Consider the following 18,513-nt stretch of genomic DNA (forward strand, 5'->3'; position numbering starts at 1 on the left):
TTTTATTACGAGAGTTCAAGACATTGATGTAAGCCTGACTGACAAAAAAGCAGGGTTTTGATCCGGGAAAAATGAGCACTAAGTAAAAAATGGGTTTCTGTCTTTCAGCACATTTCAGTGGCGTCTGGCAAGACGTTTTGTCGAAGTCCTGGCCAGTGTTCTGGTGCGCTCTACCGTGCCGGGCAGGCGTTGCAGAAGAAAAATGTGGATCTGGGCTAATGAGTGACAGCAATCATTCACTCATCTTCAGTTCAGTGATTTTTGCCGTGTTATCATCATGGACGGTCAATACATGGCCATCGGCGCTGAAGTTGGCGAATCTGATCTCCTGACGGTGGTGGGTAATGGTGGCTTTTTCTTTCCATGTTCCATGGCTCCCCTGGCCATAAATTTTCATCATTCCATCGCTACCGGCGGTAACCAAATGGCGGCTATCGCGGCTAACGCCTACTTGATTAATTTGACGCTTATGGGAAAAACTGGTTTTTTCTTCCCAGCCTCCATTAGTCTTCTGACCATATATTTTCAACGTATAATCTCCGCTGCGGATGAACACATGGCGGCCATCCTGGCCGAATTTGGCTGTCAGGGGCCATTCCATTTCGGAAATGACAGCTTCTACTTCCCATGACCCATCGTCCTTCTGGCCATAGATTTTCGCCTTGCCATCGTCACTGCAGGTCAGCACATGGCTGCTATCGGGGCTGAAGGAGGCTAAGTCGACAATATGCTCATGGGAAATGATGGTTTTTATCCACCATGATCCATCGTCCTTCTTACCATAGATTTTCGCCGTGCGATCGTCACTGCAGGTCACCAAATGGCGACTATCGTTGCTGAATTTGGCTGAGTTGAGATTATGAAAATGAGGAATGATGTTTGTTTGTTCCCATGATCCATCGGCCTTCAGGCCATGGATTTTTAACATGTGATCGTTACTGACAGTCAGCAAATGGCGGCTATCGGCACCGAATTTGGCTGACTTGACAGGTTTATCGTGGAAAATAATAGCTTTTTCTATCCATGCCCCATCGTCCTGCTTGCCGTAGATTTTCGCCCTGCGATCTTTACTGGCGGTCACCACATGGAGGCCATCGGCGCTGAATTTGGCTGAGTCGACACGGTCGTCATGGGAAATGGTGGCTTTTTCTACCCATGAACCATCGTCCATCTGGCCATAAATTTTCGCCTTGCTATCATAACTGGTGGTCACTAAATAGCGATCATTGGCGCTGAAGACGGCTGATATGACGGAGTCATCATGGGAAAAAATGGCTTTTTCTAACCATGATCCATCGGTCCTCAGGTCATAAATTTTTGCGGTTTTATCGCTACTTGCGGTCACCACATGGCGGCTATTGGCGCTGAAAGTGACTGACTTGACCCAGTCATCATGAGAGATAGTGATTTTTTCTTCCCATGATCCATCGTCCTTCTTGCCATAGATTTTCACTGTTTTATTGTCAGTAGGGATTATCACATGGTGGCCATCGGGGCTGAATTTAGAGAAGTCCAAATAACCATTAACGGAGAATGTCGCTTTTGTCTCTAATTTAAATCTTTTACATTCAGACATCAGTTTAGTGATGGTGGAAAGGAACAAAACAGGAAAATAAATGCTCTCTTGGCGATCCATGATTGATTTGATTAATGCCTCATCCTTTGTAAAGCGCCTCAACCAACCCTCGAGTTGATTTTTGTCTTTTGAAGTGAGGGGTGTCTTTAGTAGCGTCTGGTGTGATAAAGCAAACTGGCGATACCATGCCTTTGCTATTAAATCACCCTTTTTGATAGTGATGTTAATGTGTGAATTTACCTGCGCCAATTTGGCAATATCATGAGCCTGCAAATAAGTAAAAATTTTGGATTGAAGTTCCTCGGGCAATCTGAGCAATGGTGAAGGCTTTTTCCTGTTATGTATAGTGACGTTCCTATTCATAGCGGTACCACTTCTTCTTTCTGATCGAGATTGATCCGCTGTTGATGAAAGTGAGCCACCAAAACAGGAAAGGCTTTTTATAAAATTCATGACTTGTTTCCCCATAGTTATTATTTGAATTGGGTTGGTATTTAAAATTGATTGTGCAATTTAGAGTCGGTTTTATTTCGAGAGTTCAAGACATTGATGTAAGCCTGACTAACAAAAAAGCAGGGTTTTGATCCGGGAAAAATGACCAATAAGTATTCAGCCATATGGAATCGAATATATCTGGCTTATTGGTCAGATGTTGCAGAAGAATATGAGGGTTTGGGCTAATGAGTGACAGTAAACGATCGGTCAATCATCCATAGTTCGGTGATCATCGCCCTGTTACCGCCATGGATGGTCAACACATGGCCATCGGCGCTGAAGGTGGCTGACCTGATCTCTCTCCCAATCGGGCGTGGATATAAGACGGGAACGCAGAGCTTTCCGCTTGAGTATTTGTACATAGCCATTTATATTCATTCCAGGTCTGCCCCAGCAAGGGCACCCGGTGACGAAAACCAAGCAATGGACGAAAAATTAAGGCAGAGCTAACTGCCCAACCGCCCTTGAAGAACCAGATGAGCTCATACCTGAGTGACCCGTTAAGGCAGCGGCAAACCAAACAAAAGACCAACAAATAACCGAGGGGCACCCAGTTACTGCTGATGGAGGCCTATGCATAAGTCCGGTCGCTATGGACTGGCTGTAGCCTTTGAAGTCAGAAGCCTCGCCTGATAGAGGGTGTCGCAAAACTCTCTCTAGCGTGGGAACGAGTTGACTCCCGACATTCCTGCCTTCGCGGGAATGACGAGAATGAGGAGAGAGTTTTGCGACACCCTCTTAGGGACGAGTAGTTCACAAATGATGAAAACCAAAACACTGGCAACCATCATTTTTCTCTTCGCTTTATTTACATCAAAAAGCTTTGGTGATATCAACTACACGCCTTTTTCTTACGATAGACTCAAAAATCGCACAGAGAAGTTTTTGCTGGTGCGCGTAATTATTGGCTCAAAAGTTGTTAGCCCCCTGACCTTTGTCAATATCATGGAGGATAAACGACTCAACCCAGAAGATACCCTTCGAGTACTCTTCCTGAATGCACATGATATACCTGAACATCAGATAGAGGCTATTGCAGAACTGTACGATGATGGTCACAGTCTAATCTACAATCTGCAGACGGAATCAGATAAAATACAGGCAGCTTTTTATCCTGAGAATGTTGAACACGACGAATTCTTTTTTAGTTTTGTAAGAACTTTCAATGATCAAGTTGAAAACCCAGCATACGTCAGCGACATTATTAAAGCATCTATTTTTTATGATTTCAGGCATTCTTGTGCATTAGACCTCGATGTAAGACTACTGAAGCCATTAGAAGAAATAGACCAGATAAATAGACGTTTGATTCATTCGCCCTATTTCCATTCCAATGAGCATTATTTGGATTACCCTGTGGATTCCTATACATTCAGAGACGTGTCAGCGAATGGTCAGCTGTATCTCGACGCCTATTACAGGGGGCAATACTTGAAAGAGGAACAGATGCTAGAAAAATCTGACGCCAGACTGAACCATATCAATAAAAAGCCTGGTTTTAACTGGCACTCCATCACTGTAGGGAAAGAAAATGACAACACCTTTAATATTTTATTGCCTGCAGCCAAAGCCCCCCTGCTTCTTAGAAATGAAATGGATATATCTAATGCCCAAAAGCTTGAGTGTACAAGAGCTGGAATACATTATCTTGATGAAAGAAATCCAAAAGAGCAGCTGGAAAGTACACTGAATGAGCAAATAAACAGAGCAAAAGAACTTATTAAAGCACCTCTGGATGATGACTTACATAACGTAAATAGCCTGAAAATAATCGAAACATTTATTCGTCTACCACAATAAAAGGTTCATGTGCGGTCAGGTTGTGATTTTTGAAGATGTCCTCAAATTTTTCTGCCTGTACTTTTCTTTCAGGAAGATATCCAAGGACTTTTGAGTTCAAATGTTTCCTCATCAAAATCTATCGAAGCCTCTATACCTATAGGTGTGACAAGCATAGGATGGGTGTGGCAACTATCGAAGCCATAAAGTATTGGAACATTTTTACTGTTTAATATTTCATTTAAAACATCGAGTGGTGCTGGATTGTACCACTTGGTGACCCTGATTCAGGTTGATCTGGTGTTGATAAAAGTCGATCACCTATACCAGATTTACTATTTATGCAGTCCATAGTTTGTTTTTACCGTTGTTCTTATTTATCTCTGATTGGCAAGGATATTCAAAATTAATTCTGCAGCTTAGAGTCGGTTTTAGTAAGAAAGTACACATTGTTTTCATGCTCTCAGGACAACTTCTAAGTATCTGGCCAGTTGGTTTCGCATATTCTGGCGAGTGGATTTTTTCATCCTTCAAGGCGCAACGACGGGCGCGTAGCAATAGCTTCGCAACCAGAGTTGGGACGCAGAAGGATGGAAAAAGCCGCCGTCCAGAATATGTGAAACCAACTGGTTAGGTACCTAATCACAGGATTGTCGGCAAACAATCAGTCATTCATTCATCTGTAGCTCAGTGATTTTCACTGTGTTAAAGCCATGGACGGTCAACACATGGCCATCGATGCTGTAGGTGGCTGATCCGATGGGAATATTGAGGGAAATGGTGGCTTTTTCTTCCCAGGTTCCATCACTCTGCTGGCCAAAAATTTTTGTCGTGCCATCGTCACTGCCGGTGATCACAAGGCGGCTATCGATGCTAAAGGTGGCTGATGTGACTCTCCTGAGATGGGAAATGGTAGCTTTTTCTTCCCAGGAACCATTGATACTCTGGTCATAGATTTTCACCGTGTTATCTTGACTGCGGGTAATCACATGGCGACTATCGGGGCTGAAGGTGGCTGAGTAGACAAAACTGTTATGGGAAATGATGGCTTTTTCTTCCCATGATTCATTGTCCTTCAGGCCGTAGATTTTCGCCGTGCAATCCCAACTGGCGGTCACCATATGGCGGCTATCGGGGCTGAAGGTGGCTGAATCGACACGATGATCATGGTAAATAATGGCTTTTTTTCTCCATAATCCATCGTCTTTCTTGCTGTAGATTATCGCCCTGCCATCGTAACTGGAGGTCACCAAATGGCGACTATCGTCGCTGAGTATGGCTGAGTTGACCCTATGCATATCGGAAAAGATGGCTTTTTGTCTCCATGCTCCATTGGCCTCCAGGCCATGGATTTTTGCACCGTGATGGATAGTGGTCGTCACCAAATAGCAGCCATCGGCGCTGAAGGTGGTTGATCTGACTGAATCATCGTGGTTAACGGCTTTTTCTGTCCATGATCCATCGTTCTGCTGGCTATAGATTTTCCACTGGCCGAATAAACTGGTGGTCACCACATGGCAGTTATCATTGCTGAAGGTGGCTGATATGACTGGCTCATCGTAGCGAATAATGGCTTTTTCTGACCATGATCCATCGTCCTTGTGGCTATAAATTTTTGCCTTGTTATCACTACTGGCGGTCACCAGATGGCGACCATCGGTGCTGAAGATAGCTGAGAAAACAAATTTGTCATGGGATACAGTGGCTTTTTCTACCCATGAGCCATCGTTATTCTGACCATAAATTTTCACCTCACCACCAACACTGGCGGTCACCACATGGCAACTATCGGGGCTGAAAGTGACTGTGAATACATTGTTATTATGGGAGACAGTGCTTTTTTCTTTCCATGATCCATCGTCCATCTGGCCATAGATTTTCAGCGTTTTATTGTCAATGGCGGTCACCACGTGGCGGCCATCGGGGCTGATAGTAGCCGTGCACAACTTGCTATTATCGGGGAGGATGGCTGTCTCTGATTTAAATGTTTTGCATTGAGACATCAGTTTAGTGAGAGTGAAAAAGAACAGCGCAGGAAAATAAATACTTTCTTGGCGATCCGTGACTGACTTGACTAATGCCTCATCCTTTGTAAAGCGCTGCAACCATTTCTGGAGTTCATCTTTATCTTTTTTAGCGACGATTGTCTTTAAAAGAGTCTGGTGTGATGAAGCAAACCGGCGATACCATGCCCTCGCCATTGCCGCATCATTTTTGAGCCTGTTGTTAATGCGTGAATTTGCCCGTGTTAATTGGGTAATATCATGAACTCGCAAATAGGTGAAAATTTTGGACTGTAGTCCTGGGGGCAAATACAGCAATAATGAAAACTCATTCTTGTCGTGTACAGTGACTTTCCTACCCGCAGTGCTACCACTTGGCGTCTCTGGTGGAGATTGATCTGGTCTTGATGGAAGTTTATCACCAATACCGGAATGGTTATTTATGCAATCCATAATTCGTTTTTCGTGGTTATTTTTTTATCCCTGGTTGTCAAGGAGATTCAAAATTGATTCTGCAGCTTAGACTCGGTTTTAGTGTGAAAGTTCACATTGTTCTCATGCTCTCTGGACAACTTCTAATCACAGGATTAACGGCAAGCAATCAGTCATTAATCTTCAGGAGCCTGTAAAATGTCATAGTACATGGCCTGACTTTCTCTGAAACTGAACCAAACTCACCGGAAAATGTTTCCCATCCCGGCGGATATGTATGTGCTGGAGCTCCAGATAGGATCTATGATGGGTGTGGTTGTAAGGGGCGTTTCGTCCAAAGGTGGTCGGAAGCACCCCCTTTTCCTTGTAAAGCCTGAAGTCGTTTAATAGATCATCAGCCTCTTCCTTACTAATCGTATCGATGATCAATTGACTCTGAAACAGCCTTGCTTTTGCCATTACAACCCTACTTTTTATTGGTAGTTAGTACTTTTTTTGTTTTTTCACTCAATCGATCGAATTGAGCCTCAGAGGGATTAAAACGTCCTTTCCCATCCCTTCTTTCTTTCCTCGATGATTCTGATCATCTTCCAGGATTTCAAATCAGTTGGTTATCGCTGGCTTTTATGTTTTGTTTTCGCACTCAACAAAGTCCCCCAAGTCATCATCTGACCTGGTTCTCAACTTTTCAGTCATCTGCTCAACCATCTCATCGGTTGTAGTAAAACGACCAGGAACACTCCTCAACTCAGAAGTGCCACGTTGAGCATACTCGCAAAATGCGGTCATTTCCTCAAACAGCTCAGCCGGTACAGCATAGAACTGAACCTCATTATTCGAGGTCACTGCGATTGCCTCTCCCCGGGCTTCCGCTATGGCATTGCCCGGATTGGTTTTGAACTTGCTAATAGAAGTCGTGAACCCACAAAGCACTCTCTGCAACATAAAATCACCTTATTTAGATTCAAATTAAATCATTATTTAGACTAAATATAACACTATATTTAGATAACAGGCACAGGCACAGGCACAGGCAAGGGCGCAAATACCGAGGAAGACAGTCACTCCGGGGATATCCTCACACTGAAATTAACTCGGGAAGGGGACGTGATTGGCACGCTGAACAAAGATTTTGCTGGTTATAGTGAAAAACACAGACTCAATAAAAACGCCTTCCTGGAAAAGGATATGCATATCGGAAAAGATGGCTTTTTGTTCCCATGCTCCACCGGCTTCCAGGCCATGGATTTTTATACCGAGATCGATAATGGTCGTCATCTGTAGAGCAATTTACCAGTGACAGCAAACAATCATTTATTTATCTGAAGTTCAGTGATTTTTGCCGTCTCATTTAACATGTGTTGCAGCAAAATAATGTGGCTCTGAGCTAATGAGTGTCCGCAAACATTAAGCTATTCATCCGTAATTCAGTGATTTGTACGCTGTCACTTGTGATCAGCACATGGTCATCGACGCTGAAGGTGGCTGCCCGGATCGGACTAAGGCGGGAAATGATGCCTTTTTCTTTCCATGATCCATAGTTCCCCTGGCCATAAATCTTCGCTATTCCATCGTTACTGACAGTGACCAGGTGGCGGCCATTGACGCTAAAGCTTGCTGATGTGACAAGACCATCATGGGAAATGGTGGTTTTTTCTTTCCAGGATCCATTGACCTTTCGGCCATAGAGTTTCACCGTGTTATCTCCACTGCAGGTGATTACATGGCGGCTATCGGCGCTGAATTTGGCTGAGAAGAAAGTATCTTTATCGCGAATGACGGCTTTTTTTTCCCAGGATCCATTGTCCTTCTGGCCATAAATTTTCGCCTTGCCATTTTTACAGTAGGTCAGCAAATGTCGGCTATCGGGGCTGAAGGTGACTGAATTGACATGTTTATGGGCAATGAAGCCTTTTCGTTCCCATGATCCATTCTCCTTATGGCCATAGATTATCGCCCTGCCATCGTGACAGTTGATCACCAAATGGCGATTGTCTGCGCTCAGTGTTGCTGATTTGATGCCTTTATTACGGATGGCGATTTTTTTTTCCCAGGAACCATCGGCCACCAGGCCATGGATTTTCACCCTGTCATCGATACCAGCAGTCACCAAATAGCGGCCATCGGCACTGAAGTTGGCTGAGAAGATATAGCTGTCGTGAGATACAGTGAATTTTTCTACCCATGACCCATCATCCTTCTGATAATAGATTTTCACCTTGTTATCACTGCGGGTCACCAGGTGGCGGCTATCGGGGCTGAAGCTGGCTGACATGACTGTATCATCGTGTTGAATAATGACTTTTTCTTCCCATGAGCCATCGTCTTTGGGGCCATAAATGATCGCCTTGCAATCATCACTGGCAGTCACCATCTGTCGGCTATCGGGGCTGAAGCTGGCTGACCTGACCCTTTCTTCATGGGAAATAGTGACTTTTTTTTCCCATGATCCATCGTCCTTCTGACCACAGATTTTCACAGTTTTATCGTCACTTATGGTCAACACATGGTGACTATCGGGGCTGAAGGTGGCTGAGTTGACGGTGTCTTCATGAGTGATAGTAACTTTTTCTTCCAATGAACCATCGTCCTTACGGCCATAAACTTTCACCCTGTTATCTTTACTGCAGGTGATTACATGGCTACCATCGGGGCTGAAGCTGGCCGATTTCACATCAGCACTATCGGGGAGGGTGGCTCTTCTCTCTAATTTAAATATTTTACATTCAGACATCAGTTTAGTGAGAGTGGAAAAAAACACAGCAGGAAAACAAATACTCTTCTGGCGACCCATGACTGACTTGATTAATGCCTCGTCTTTTGTAAAGCGCCTCAACCAAACCTCAAGTTGATTTTTATCTTTTGCAGCGACGATTCTCTTCAGCAGAGCCTGATGGGATGAAGGAAACTGGCGATACCATGCCTTTGCCATTGCCGTATCATTTTTGAGTGTGCTGTTAAGGTAGGAATGTGTCCGTGTTAATTTGGCAACGTCATAATCCTTCAAATAAGTAGAAATTTCGGATTGTATGTCCGGGGGCAGATCGAGCAACATTAAAGGCTTGTTCTTGTTACCTTGAATAACGTTCCTACCCAGAGTGGTACCAGATGATGTACCTGATCGAGATTGATTCGGAGTTGATGAGAGTGAGCCACCAAAACAGGAAAGGTTTCTTATGAAATTCATGGCTCGTTTCTCCATAATTTTAACTTTGGTTGGCAGGGATACCCAAAATTGTTTCTGAGGGTTAGATTCGGTTTTAGCATGAAAGTTCAAGACATTCATGATAGCCAGACTAACAAGAATCCGTTGAACGATAAGTGACTCCCCAGACGTTTATGGAGATATTTTTTTGTTCTTGTCATTGAACCTTTCTCATTGTCAAGAGTCAAAGCACAAGAAATTACGAACCAATCAACCTAAAAATTATAATTTCATGCTGCACAGCGATACTGAGGGAGACTTAAGTTTACGATCTCCAGATTAAAGTATGTGTAACAATCAGGAGGTAAATTTTTAATGAATATTCGCCCGAACCCAAGCCCGCTACCCGTTAATTCAGACACTGAACCCAAAGGGAGCAGTTTATCTATAAGCTTTAAAAGGCAACTGGATGTTTTGGACCCAGATGATCCGCACTCCTCCAAGCCGCCATCTTTAACCCTGGTTGCAGCATTCCCCACTGAAAGTAACATTAATGCTCGATCGGTCACTACACTTGAACCCTTTATCAACTCAGATGCCGATAAGCCCTGCGAAATGATTCCATGGGGCACTGAATTCGAGCGTATTTATCAATCCCTGGAGCAAAAAAAACACCAGGAGATCGAAGCCCAGGTAAATGCTCTCAGTGATGCTCAGATTCAAAGTCTGTTCACTGTTACCCGACCCTCTCAAATCTGGGTAAGATCTGAACCTACGAATTCACTTATTGAATTGGCCGTCGTTTCCGAAAAGGCAGGCCATATTTTTTTCCAGGTTTTATTTGACCGACTGTCTTCGGAAGAACTACAGCATGCACTGTTAGAACCATACGATGACAACAAAACGTTTTTACATCTGATATGCTGTGTTATGGATAAACCATTACTCAAGAAGCTGGAAGAGAAAATAGATAGACAAATCCTTTTGGAGATGCTCACCCAACCCACAAATGACCTTGCTCCTCCCCTTGCATTTGCCTGTCTCTATAATAAAAGTACCCATCTGTTTGACACCGTCTTTGATGAAAACAGGGAATTGATTGTAAAACTCCTGAAGGGGAGTCCCGACCTTGATCAAAGCATACTACAGTTCATGTGCAATGACAGAGCAAGGCCCGGTGGAGCCCTCCAGCTAAGGACTGAAAAATACTTTCACCGTATTCAACAACTGTTATGTAAGCTGAACCCGCAGGAACGCTTTGACGCTATCCAATTTACCGGAAAATCCAATGAGTCTGCTTTACTATGGGCCTGCACAGGCAAACGACTCCATTCTGATGAATTGGTATTGATACTGACTGAAGAATTGGATGATGTTCAAAAAGCCAGGCTTTGTACCGTGCAATCGGAAACGGGCCATTCACTGATACAAAAGTGCCTTGAGCTTAACAAGCTTGATAAAGTTGCCTCTCTCTGCATGACTATCCACGATCAATCACTGAGGTTTAAGGTGCTGTCGATCAGCACATTGGAAGGCCATTCCTTCTTTAAACAGTGGCTTCTCAACTCTGCTGATTCTCATAGAGAAATTGAAGAAGGTATAGAGTACATGCTGCAGGATATGATCGCTTACCACCGGATTCTGATCATTGCTGGTGATCGACGTATTTGGGATCAGACAATCGACGGTACTGATCATCAGAACATCACACGGCAGCAAGAGCAAACTCCGATTGTAGAGGCCATGAACAGGAGTAAAATGAAATTGGCTGAATTTCTCTGGAAGCAGATTGCGGATCCAGAATTAAGAATTAAACTGCTGCTTTACAAAGCCAAACATCAGGCAACCCTGTTGCAGTATATGCTTGATGTTAGGGAGCGGTGGGATTACTTCAAATACAGGATCATGAACACCAGTAACAAGGCCTTGCAAAATTCATTTGCTGCTGAATTGTACTATCATGCCTTAGCTGCCAAACGTTTTGTTGATGCAGAATATTATTTCAGCCAAATAAGTGATAAAAAATTAAAACACGATCTATCGAACGATCCCAAATGTTTTTTTGTGAGTATCTCCAGGAAAACAGAGGCGGATATTGAACATTTTTTCAGTCAGAAAACTCCATCCCAATGCACAGAATCTTTAATCTATATACTTGAACAAACTCTCTATAATAAAAAATCCTTGCCGGAAAACCTTCTTCACGTGATTACATTGCAGAAGAATGCAGTCAATAAAGATACTTTTTCCAAATGGGCTACAAGTCCACAGCAAGGTGAACAATGCCCAATAACCACAGCCCTGAGTCGATACGTCATAGCTTACCGCAAATGGAAATGTCCTGAGAAATTCAAGTTCTATCCTGATAGCAGTGAACAGCGGGAAATGCTAGCCTGTTTGAATATGCAGATATTCCAGGGAATAGTAAGCATGATGAGTGAGGAGAAAGTAAAGGAGTTCTTCTTCTCTTTACAGGATGGTCATTATAATGTTTTACATCTGTTTGTCTATAAAGAAATCCTGAAAAACATAGTTTATGCCCTGGGTGATTCGGGCAAAGCCTTTCTTGAACAAATAAATCCTGCGACCGGTAGAAATCTATTGCATATTCTGTTTGAGCCCAGACTTATTGAATCTGAAGATACAGAACTGAATGATATCATTAATACCGTCAATTGGCTGGATGAAAACTATGAATTAAGCCTGTTTTTGCAAGGTCGTATGAAAAACGATGGCTCAACTCCTTTACATTTACTATTCTTGGCAGCCGACAATTCAACATTACTATCTGGTTGTATTGATTCACAAACATTACAAGAGCATATTATGAATCGGCTATGTCAACCAAATGCAGATGCTCTCCTGCTGGTTGAGTTATTTGAGCTTAAAGACAATAACGGCTGCACACCGCTGCACAATTTCTTTTCCTGTAAATATATCAATAACAAAATCGGTGATCTTTTAATTCAAAAACTGGGTCTTGAAACATTTTTTAAGCTAATGCACATCAAAGACAACCAAGGCAATACTGTTATGGATCATTTTTCAAAACGCAATAATCATTTGCGTGAGAAATACCAAAATTTGTTTGAGACTAGAAAAGCTCTGGTAAGGAGAACCTGAATCAGGTTGAAGCTCGACAATAAAACGTCTTGTCAACGCCTTGGCCTGACCGATGACAGACAGCGAAAGCAACAGCAGTGTTGCAAAGCGTGAATGTTTAATCATCCTATCCTTGCCTTCCGGTTTACAGGGAGGAAGGATAGACCAGGAAAGCCACAAGAAATGGCGATTTTTGGTTCAGAGACCTAAGGCATTGTTCCGGTTCACATCAATAAGCTTGCCCTGCCTCCCACTTAAACCGGCTTTTGATATCGTGCCCAACGCCAATCAGACAGGGAATGATGGCCAGAGTGATAAATGTGGCAAAGAGAATACCAAAGCCCAGGGAGATCGCCATGGGGATGAGCATTTGAGCTTCACGGGATGTTTCGAAAATCATCGGAGCTAAGCCGCCAAAAGTGGTCAGTGTCGTCAGGATAATGGGGCGGAATCGTCGGGTTGCGGCCTTATTAATCGCTTCTCGCCAATCTTTACCATCTTTTCTGTGCTTGTTGTAAGTAGTGAGTAGAATAAGGCTGTCGTTCACTACAACACCACAGAGTGCTATAACGCCCATAAAACTGATCATACTCAGGGTGTAACCCAGTATCATATGACCCAGGAAAGCACCTACCAGTCCAAAGGGAATAGCTGCCATGACCAGCAGCGGCTGGGTAAAGCTCTGAAAAGGTATAGCCAGCAGAGCGTAGATCAGAAGCATGGCCAGCAGGCTCGACTTCAGCAGTGCGCTCATGCTTTTTGCCGCACGTTTCTGGTCTCCTCCCAGGTCGATTTGCAGTCCCGGATACTTTGCCAAAAGCTCGTCAAACACATTTTTTTGCAAAGAGCTGATGATCTGAGGTGTAGAGCCTCTGGGGTTCACTTCTGCGGTAATATCAACGGTTCTGTTACCATCCCTGCGGATGACAGTTGATGGTGCAATGCTATGGTCTACGGTTGCGACACGAGTCAGAGGAATATAGTTGCCGTCGTCATTACGAATCATCATGTTGAGAAGGTCGGCTTCACTCTGTCTCAGTGCTTCGTTCAACATGACTTTTACCGAAACTTCGTTTCTTCCTTCCTGTTGTTTTATAGCAGTGACTCCAAAGAGAGCATTGCGCAACTGCTTTGAAATATCATCAGCAGTGAGTCCCAGTGCCATGCCTTCCTGACTGATACGGATATCCAGCTGAGGATTACCACTGGCAAAACTACTGGAGATATCTGTGACTCCGCTAAACTGTTGCAGTTGCCGTGAGAGGAATTCACTGGCCTGACTAAGAACTTCAGTGTCGCTGTGGCTCAGTTCAACGGTCAGGGCAGGATCACCTCCCGGTCCATGACCCGTCGTTGTGTAAGTGATACTCAGCAGGCCGTTCATTTCACCATTGGCTTTCCTCCAGAGTCTGGCAACTTCAGCCGTATTGATTGGACGTACATCAGGAGCCGTCAGGTTCAGAGAAACTCTGATCACCTCGTTCTCAATGATGGTTGTAAGGCCGCTAACCAGTTTATCGCCGCCATTTTCCCGGGCCAGCTTCTGAGCGCCAGCTTCAATGATTGCCAGAGTTTCCCTGATTTTACTGTCTGGACTACCGTATGGGAGGGTCGCGATGACCCTGACAAAGCTGGCATCGGTTCTGGGCATCAGATAAAAGCCCAGCCTGCCGCTGGCTTGCCATGCTCCAACCAGCACTACAATAGCCAGGGCAACGGAAAGTGACAGGTATTTATGATTAAGAATGCTGTTTAGTGCTGGCTTGTATCTTGTGTTTATAAACGACATTAGACGTTTGTTAGCACTTTGTTGAACGCTGTCCAGCCATTGACCTGCTTTACCTTTTGGCCTGTCTTTCGTTTGCCCCAGATGGGCAGGGAGAATAAAAAGGGCCTCGATCCATGAAATAGCGAATACGCTGATGACCACCAGCGGAGTGGCCTGCTGTAGCTTACCCAGCATTCCGGGCAGGGTCAGAATCGGGAGAAAGGCTACCATATTGGTCAGGATACTGAACGTCAGTGGTACGGCGACGTCTCTGGCGCCAAGAATAGCTGCTCTGGAAAAACTCATTCCTTCCTGACGACGATGATAGATGTTTTCACCGGCAATAATGGCATCATCCACCACAATTCCAAGGGCGATGATAAAGGCAAACATGGAAATAATGTTGATGGAAACATCCATTCCGGGCAGTAATAGCATTGCTCCAAGAAAGGATGTCGGAATCCCCATGGTGACCCAGAAGGCCAGGCGGTACTCCAGAAACAGGCTTAGAAGAACCAGCACCAGTAGCAGCCCCAGGAATGCATTTTTCAAAAGCAGGTTCATCTGGTTTTTGAAGTTTACCGAGTCATCATCGGTGATATCGATGCTCACTCCGGGAGGCAGTTCCGCCCTTATCTCAGGCAGAATATTTCTTACGGTATCCGATACACCGATGGGCGTTTGTTCTCCTACACGGTAAACAGTCAGTCCGGCTGCCAGCTGACCGTTATAACGTGCTTCCATTCCGTCATCGTCGAATTCATGGCTGAGTGTGGCAATGTCTCCCAGTTTCAGGGTGCTGCCACTGGTCATTGATTTGATCGGAACATCACGAAAAGTGTCAACCTGTTCACGACGTTCCTGAACCCTTACACTGATGTCGCCCCCGATAGCGTTAATTTCTCCGGAAGTTTGATCGAATGCCTGTTGACTGATAGCTTCGGAGACCTCTCCCAGAGTCAATTCATAACGTTGAAGCTGATCTTGATCGATACTGATCTGAATCTCATGCCCTGGTTCCATATCCAGCTCAATCTGGGTGAGTCCGGGGTCTTGCAGTAAACGGTCGCGAACGTTTTCTGCCAGAGTACGCAAAATCCGCTTGTCGACATCACCGTAGATCATGATTTCCATGACTTCTCTTTTACGACTCTTGACGGATATCCTTGGTTTTTCAGATTCTTCCGGCAGCGTGGTGAGCCGGTTTACTGCCTGATCAATTTCCTGAAGCATCTGGTTGGCATCATACCCTTCCATTACTTTGACGGTGATTGAGGCTGAGCCTGAAACCGAAGTTGAGTTGATCTCATCAATGCCTTCAATGCCCCGGATGGCATTTTCAACAGGCAGTACAATACCCAGATCGATCTCTTCGGGTGTTGCTCCCGAATAACTGACAGCGACCTCGATCCGATCAACATTGAATTCCGGCATAATTTCTTTCTTGATGCCCCAGGTGACAAACAGGCCGCCGATAATCAGAAAGAGCATCAGGAGATTCGGAGTGATTTTGTCACGGGCCATCCACGCGATAGCGCCTTTATTTTCGTTCATGGCTGCTTACCTGCAACAAAAGGCTTTTCAGTTCTTCGCAAGGGCAGGCCATCGACAGGGGCAATCAGCGAGGAGCTGACCAGTTGGTCACCATCTTCAAGACCAGAAAGCAGGATCGCTTTTTCGGAATCACGGTATACAGGTGAGAGGGTACGAATCTCAAGACTGTTATCCCGGGTTAACAGCCAGACCTGATGGCTGTTTCTTATCAGTGCTTCAGGCACGACAAAGGCATTGTCCACTTTTTTGCCCAGGATCTCTGCTCGGAGCAGGTCATTAATCATGACGGGAGGTTTATCGTTATTCTCTTCTCGTTGAGCCAGCGGGTCCTCAATCTCAATAATGACTTTTGCCATCAGAGAACCGTCGTTCAGTTCCGGAGATACGGAGATCAGTGTTCCCTGACGGGACTCCGTACCCCAATCCGGGCTGGTGATTTTCACCGCACTACCGGCAGGGTCTTCGTTGGCAAAATTCAGCCATTGCAATTGACCGGCAGGCACTTCCATTTCGATCCAGAAGCGGTCAGTAGAGATCAGCACCATCAAAGCGGTGCTGTTGTTAACCTGACTGCCGGGGTGAATAGTGTTGCTGATGATCTGGCTATCAAACGGAGCTGTTATGTGTGTTCTTCCAAGGTTCAGTTTTGCCTGATCCAGATTCGCCTGAGCCTGACTTAAGGCTGCTTTGGCGGCTTCCAGTTGAGGTTGCCGAAGGACCAGGGCTTCTTCTTCCGGAGAGAGCGTATTGCCTGTCAGTTCGTACTCCTGCCGGGCGATATTCTGCTGTCCCTGCTCCAGCTTCAATTCCGACCATGCCTGAGCGACAGCGGCTTCCTGTTCCCGAACAAGAATCTGATATTCATCCTGATCCAGAGCCACAAGCAGCTCACCTTTCCTGACACGGGAGCCGGGCACCAGACCATCAAGGATACCGTCGACCCTGCCACTGATCTCAGGATAAAGAGTGACCCGCTGACTGGGGATAACGGTACCCAGACCCCTGACACGAATGTTGACGGTTTGTTGTTCAACGGTAACCGTTTCCACCATTTGGGCTTTTTTCCCGGGTTCGGCACGACCGGCTTTGGGGGAGGTCGTCATCAGCAACCATGCTGCAATAACCGAGATAACAAGGATCAATAGAGGAGCAGCAGGTTTTTTCAGGTGTTGGATGGGGGGATTCATTTTCATATCAGTGTGTGAGCAGAGCCTTGTCTTGTTCAGTGCTTGCCATGCTTCCATGCCGGACGAGCTTTTCTATGTTCAGATCACCTGCCAGAGCTCGGTAAAGTTGAATTCGCGCGGCCAGAAGATTGCCCTTGCTAATCAGTTTCTGTTGTTCCAGATCCAGTCTGCTGTTTTGTGCGGTTAACACTTCAAGAAAAGTGCTGTCACCATTCTGATATCGGGTGAGTTTGAACTGTTCTGCCTTCAAAGCTAACGACAATTGTTTGTCAATACTCTCTAGGTGCTGGTGCACGGACTGTTCGCGAGTCAGTGTGGTTTCTACTTCCGTAAAGGCTTCGAGAACTGCTTGAGAGTAAGTGTTCAGAGATTCGCTTAAAGCAGCTTGTCGACGATCGACTTCAGCTTTACGCATCCCGCCGTCAAAGAGTGGGCCTATCAGTCCGGCCGCCAGATTGGCTGCCCAATCATTCATCAGAGAAGAGAAGTTTGAGCTGGTGGATAACACTGAGGCCGTGAGATTGATCTGAGGTAGCCGGTTGGCTTCGGCCATTATTAATTGCTGGTTTTGACGCTCGACATTAAACCAGGCCTGTTTCAGATCCGGGCGACGACTCAGTAGGTCAGCTGGCAAGCCGGTAGCAGGAAGAGGTTTCAGCTCCGGGGTTTCCGGAATATCGATTGAGGGCAGAGTGCTTGTCCCAATCAGAAGCGCCAACTGTCGGGAGGTCAGTTGCTTCTGATGCCCGGCGGCGAGTTTTTTAGCCTTAAGATTTTCCAGAAGCTGTTGCTGTTGCAGCAGGTCTTCTGCCTGTGTCTGACCGTATCGGAATCGCAGTTCAATCACTGACAGCTGACGGGTCAGATTTTCAATCTGCTGGTGATAGAGTTTGATCAGAGTTTGCTGGGTGACCAATTCATACCAGTGACGGGCTACTTCAGACGACAATGTTATTGTTGCAATGGCCAGTGCTTCTCGGCTGGCGAGAAAATCGAATTCTGCAGAGGCTTCATTGGCTGTCAGGCGTGACCAGAGATCAATTTCATAACTGGCCATCAATCCGATCTGAAATTGCTCCATATTATTGGAAGACTGACGGGTTCGGCTGCCTGCGAAGGTCGCATCAACATTGGGAAGTGATGCTGCTCCAGATTGTCTGGCAGCGGCTTCAGCCTGACGAAGCCTGTCCGTTGCCGCTTTCAGACTGAAATTATCGGTCAGTGCTTTTTCAATAAGAGTATTGAGCTGGGGGTCATTGAAGCTTTGCCACCAGAGGCTGTACCTGGCTTCATTGCCGGATTGAGAAAAGGCCGCTGGCAGAGAAACTTCTGGTGACGATAAGTTGTTCTGCGTGGTACAACCCGACATCAGGAGGAGCAAGGTTCCTATTGTCAGGTATCGTAGGTATTTCATGGCTGAGAAACGAGTCATTCTAAACAGCCATTATCCTGAAACCGTGATTTTGGATCAA

Annotated in this window: 13 protein-coding genes; 2 read left to right on the forward strand and 11 right to left on the reverse strand. The window is 45.3% G+C overall.

The window, feature by feature from the left end; all coding sequences use genetic code 11:
• Nucleotides 1-232 precede the first annotated feature (232 nt).
• Nucleotides 233-2,029 (reverse strand): F-box/WD repeat-containing protein, encoded by a 1,797-nt coding sequence (locus ACOMG9_RS04655; RefSeq protein ID WP_494529865.1) that lies wholly within the window; start codon nt 2,027-2,029, stop codon nt 233-235.
• 224 nt (nt 2,030-2,253) lie between these two features.
• Nucleotides 2,254-2,439 (reverse strand): hypothetical protein, encoded by a 186-nt coding sequence (locus tag ACOMG9_RS04660; protein ID WP_448215983.1) that lies wholly within the window; start codon nt 2,437-2,439, stop codon nt 2,254-2,256.
• 391 nt (nt 2,440-2,830) lie between these two features.
• On the opposite strand from ACOMG9_RS04660, the gene ACOMG9_RS04665 reads away from it, so the two are divergent.
• Nucleotides 2,831-3,871 (forward strand): hypothetical protein, encoded by a 1,041-nt coding sequence (locus ACOMG9_RS04665; RefSeq protein ID WP_448215982.1) that lies wholly within the window; start codon nt 2,831-2,833, stop codon nt 3,869-3,871.
• A gap of 68 nt (nt 3,872-3,939) precedes the next feature.
• Here ACOMG9_RS04665 and ACOMG9_RS04670 read toward each other — a convergent pair whose 3' ends face one another.
• The 6 genes from ACOMG9_RS04670 to ACOMG9_RS04695 form a co-directional block, all read right to left on the reverse strand.
• Nucleotides 3,940-4,137, reverse strand: a complete 198-nt coding sequence (locus ACOMG9_RS04670; protein WP_448218612.1) for a hypothetical protein — start codon at nt 4,135-4,137, stop codon at nt 3,940-3,942.
• 381 nt (nt 4,138-4,518) lie between these two features.
• Nucleotides 4,519-6,306: a WD40 repeat domain-containing protein gene (locus tag ACOMG9_RS04675; protein ID WP_448215981.1), complete on the reverse strand. Its 1,788-nt coding sequence runs from the start codon at nt 6,304-6,306 to the stop codon at nt 4,519-4,521.
• A gap of 180 nt (nt 6,307-6,486) precedes the next feature.
• Nucleotides 6,487-6,744 carry a type II toxin-antitoxin system YafO family toxin gene (locus ACOMG9_RS04680; RefSeq protein ID WP_448215980.1) on the reverse strand — a complete coding sequence of 86 codons (258 nt, stop codon included), beginning with the start codon at nt 6,742-6,744 and terminating at the stop codon, nt 6,487-6,489.
• Between the two features lie 165 nt (nt 6,745-6,909).
• A complete protein-coding gene (locus tag ACOMG9_RS04685) occupies nt 6,910-7,230 on the reverse strand; it encodes a type II toxin-antitoxin system Phd/YefM family antitoxin (RefSeq protein WP_448215979.1) in 321 nt (106 codons plus the stop codon).
• Nucleotides 7,231-7,374: 144 nt separating this feature from the next.
• Nucleotides 7,375-7,563 carry a hypothetical protein gene (locus ACOMG9_RS04690; protein WP_448215978.1) on the reverse strand — a complete coding sequence of 63 codons (189 nt, stop codon included), beginning with the start codon at nt 7,561-7,563 and terminating at the stop codon, nt 7,375-7,377.
• A gap of 109 nt (nt 7,564-7,672) precedes the next feature.
• A complete protein-coding gene (locus ACOMG9_RS04695) occupies nt 7,673-9,472 on the reverse strand; it encodes an F-box/WD repeat-containing protein (RefSeq protein WP_448215977.1) in 1,800 nt (599 codons plus the stop codon).
• A 1,305-nt stretch (nt 9,473-10,777) separates the two neighbouring features.
• On the opposite strand from ACOMG9_RS04695, the gene ACOMG9_RS04700 reads away from it, so the two are divergent.
• Nucleotides 10,778-12,553, forward strand: coding sequence for a hypothetical protein (locus tag ACOMG9_RS04700; protein ID WP_448215976.1), 1,776 nt, complete (start codon nt 10,778-10,780; stop codon nt 12,551-12,553).
• 208 nt (nt 12,554-12,761) lie between these two features.
• On the opposite strand, the gene ACOMG9_RS04705 is transcribed toward ACOMG9_RS04700, so the two are convergent.
• From ACOMG9_RS04705 to ACOMG9_RS04715, 3 genes are read right to left on the reverse strand one after another with little or no spacing between them, the layout of a single operon-like run.
• On the reverse strand, nt 12,762-15,854 hold the full coding sequence (locus tag ACOMG9_RS04705; RefSeq protein ID WP_494529866.1) for an efflux RND transporter permease subunit: 3,093 nt from the start codon (nt 15,852-15,854) through the stop codon (nt 12,762-12,764).
• Complete coding sequence (locus ACOMG9_RS04710) at nt 15,851-17,041, reverse strand: efflux RND transporter periplasmic adaptor subunit (RefSeq protein ID WP_422137219.1); 1,191 nt, start codon at nt 17,039-17,041, stop codon at nt 15,851-15,853. The genes ACOMG9_RS04705 and ACOMG9_RS04710 overlap by 4 nt, the downstream gene beginning before the upstream one ends.
• Nucleotides 17,042-17,048: 7 nt before the next feature.
• Nucleotides 17,049-18,473, reverse strand: coding sequence for an efflux transporter outer membrane subunit (locus tag ACOMG9_RS04715; protein WP_422132535.1), 1,425 nt, complete (start codon nt 18,471-18,473; stop codon nt 17,049-17,051).
• Nucleotides 18,474-18,513 lie beyond the last annotated feature (40 nt).

Source organism: Endozoicomonas sp. PH6C (assembly GCF_059322965.1).

What these genes read in the sequence shown, in the direction of transcription:
- ACOMG9_RS04655 (WP_494529865.1), bottom strand. Translation starts at nt 2,029, where the DNA reads ATGAATTTTATAAAAAGCCTTTCCTGTTTTGGTGGCTCACTTTCATCA.
- ACOMG9_RS04660 (WP_448215983.1), bottom strand. Translation starts at nt 2,439, where the DNA reads ATGGCTATGTACAAATACTCAAGCGGAAAGCTCTGCGTTCCCGTCTTA.
- ACOMG9_RS04665 (WP_448215982.1), top strand. Translation starts at nt 2,831, where the DNA reads ATGATGAAAACCAAAACACTGGCAACCATCATTTTTCTCTTCGCTTTA.
- ACOMG9_RS04675 (WP_448215981.1), bottom strand. Translation starts at nt 6,306, where the DNA reads ATGGATTGCATAAATAACCATTCCGGTATTGGTGATAAACTTCCATCA.
- ACOMG9_RS04680 (WP_448215980.1), bottom strand. Translation starts at nt 6,744, where the DNA reads ATGGCAAAAGCAAGGCTGTTTCAGAGTCAATTGATCATCGATACGATT.
- ACOMG9_RS04685 (WP_448215979.1), bottom strand. Translation starts at nt 7,230, where the DNA reads ATGTTGCAGAGAGTGCTTTGTGGGTTCACGACTTCTATTAGCAAGTTC.
- ACOMG9_RS04690 (WP_448215978.1), bottom strand. Translation starts at nt 7,563, where the DNA reads ATGACGACCATTATCGATCTCGGTATAAAAATCCATGGCCTGGAAGCC.
- ACOMG9_RS04695 (WP_448215977.1), bottom strand. Translation starts at nt 9,472, where the DNA reads ATGAATTTCATAAGAAACCTTTCCTGTTTTGGTGGCTCACTCTCATCA.
- ACOMG9_RS04705 (WP_494529866.1), bottom strand. Translation starts at nt 15,854, where the DNA reads ATGAACGAAAATAAAGGCGCTATCGCGTGGATGGCCCGTGACAAAATC.
- ACOMG9_RS04710 (WP_422137219.1), bottom strand. Translation starts at nt 17,041, where the DNA reads ATGAATCCCCCCATCCAACACCTGAAAAAACCTGCTGCTCCTCTATTG.
- ACOMG9_RS04715 (WP_422132535.1), bottom strand. Translation starts at nt 18,473, where the DNA reads ATGACTCGTTTCTCAGCCATGAAATACCTACGATACCTGACAATAGGA.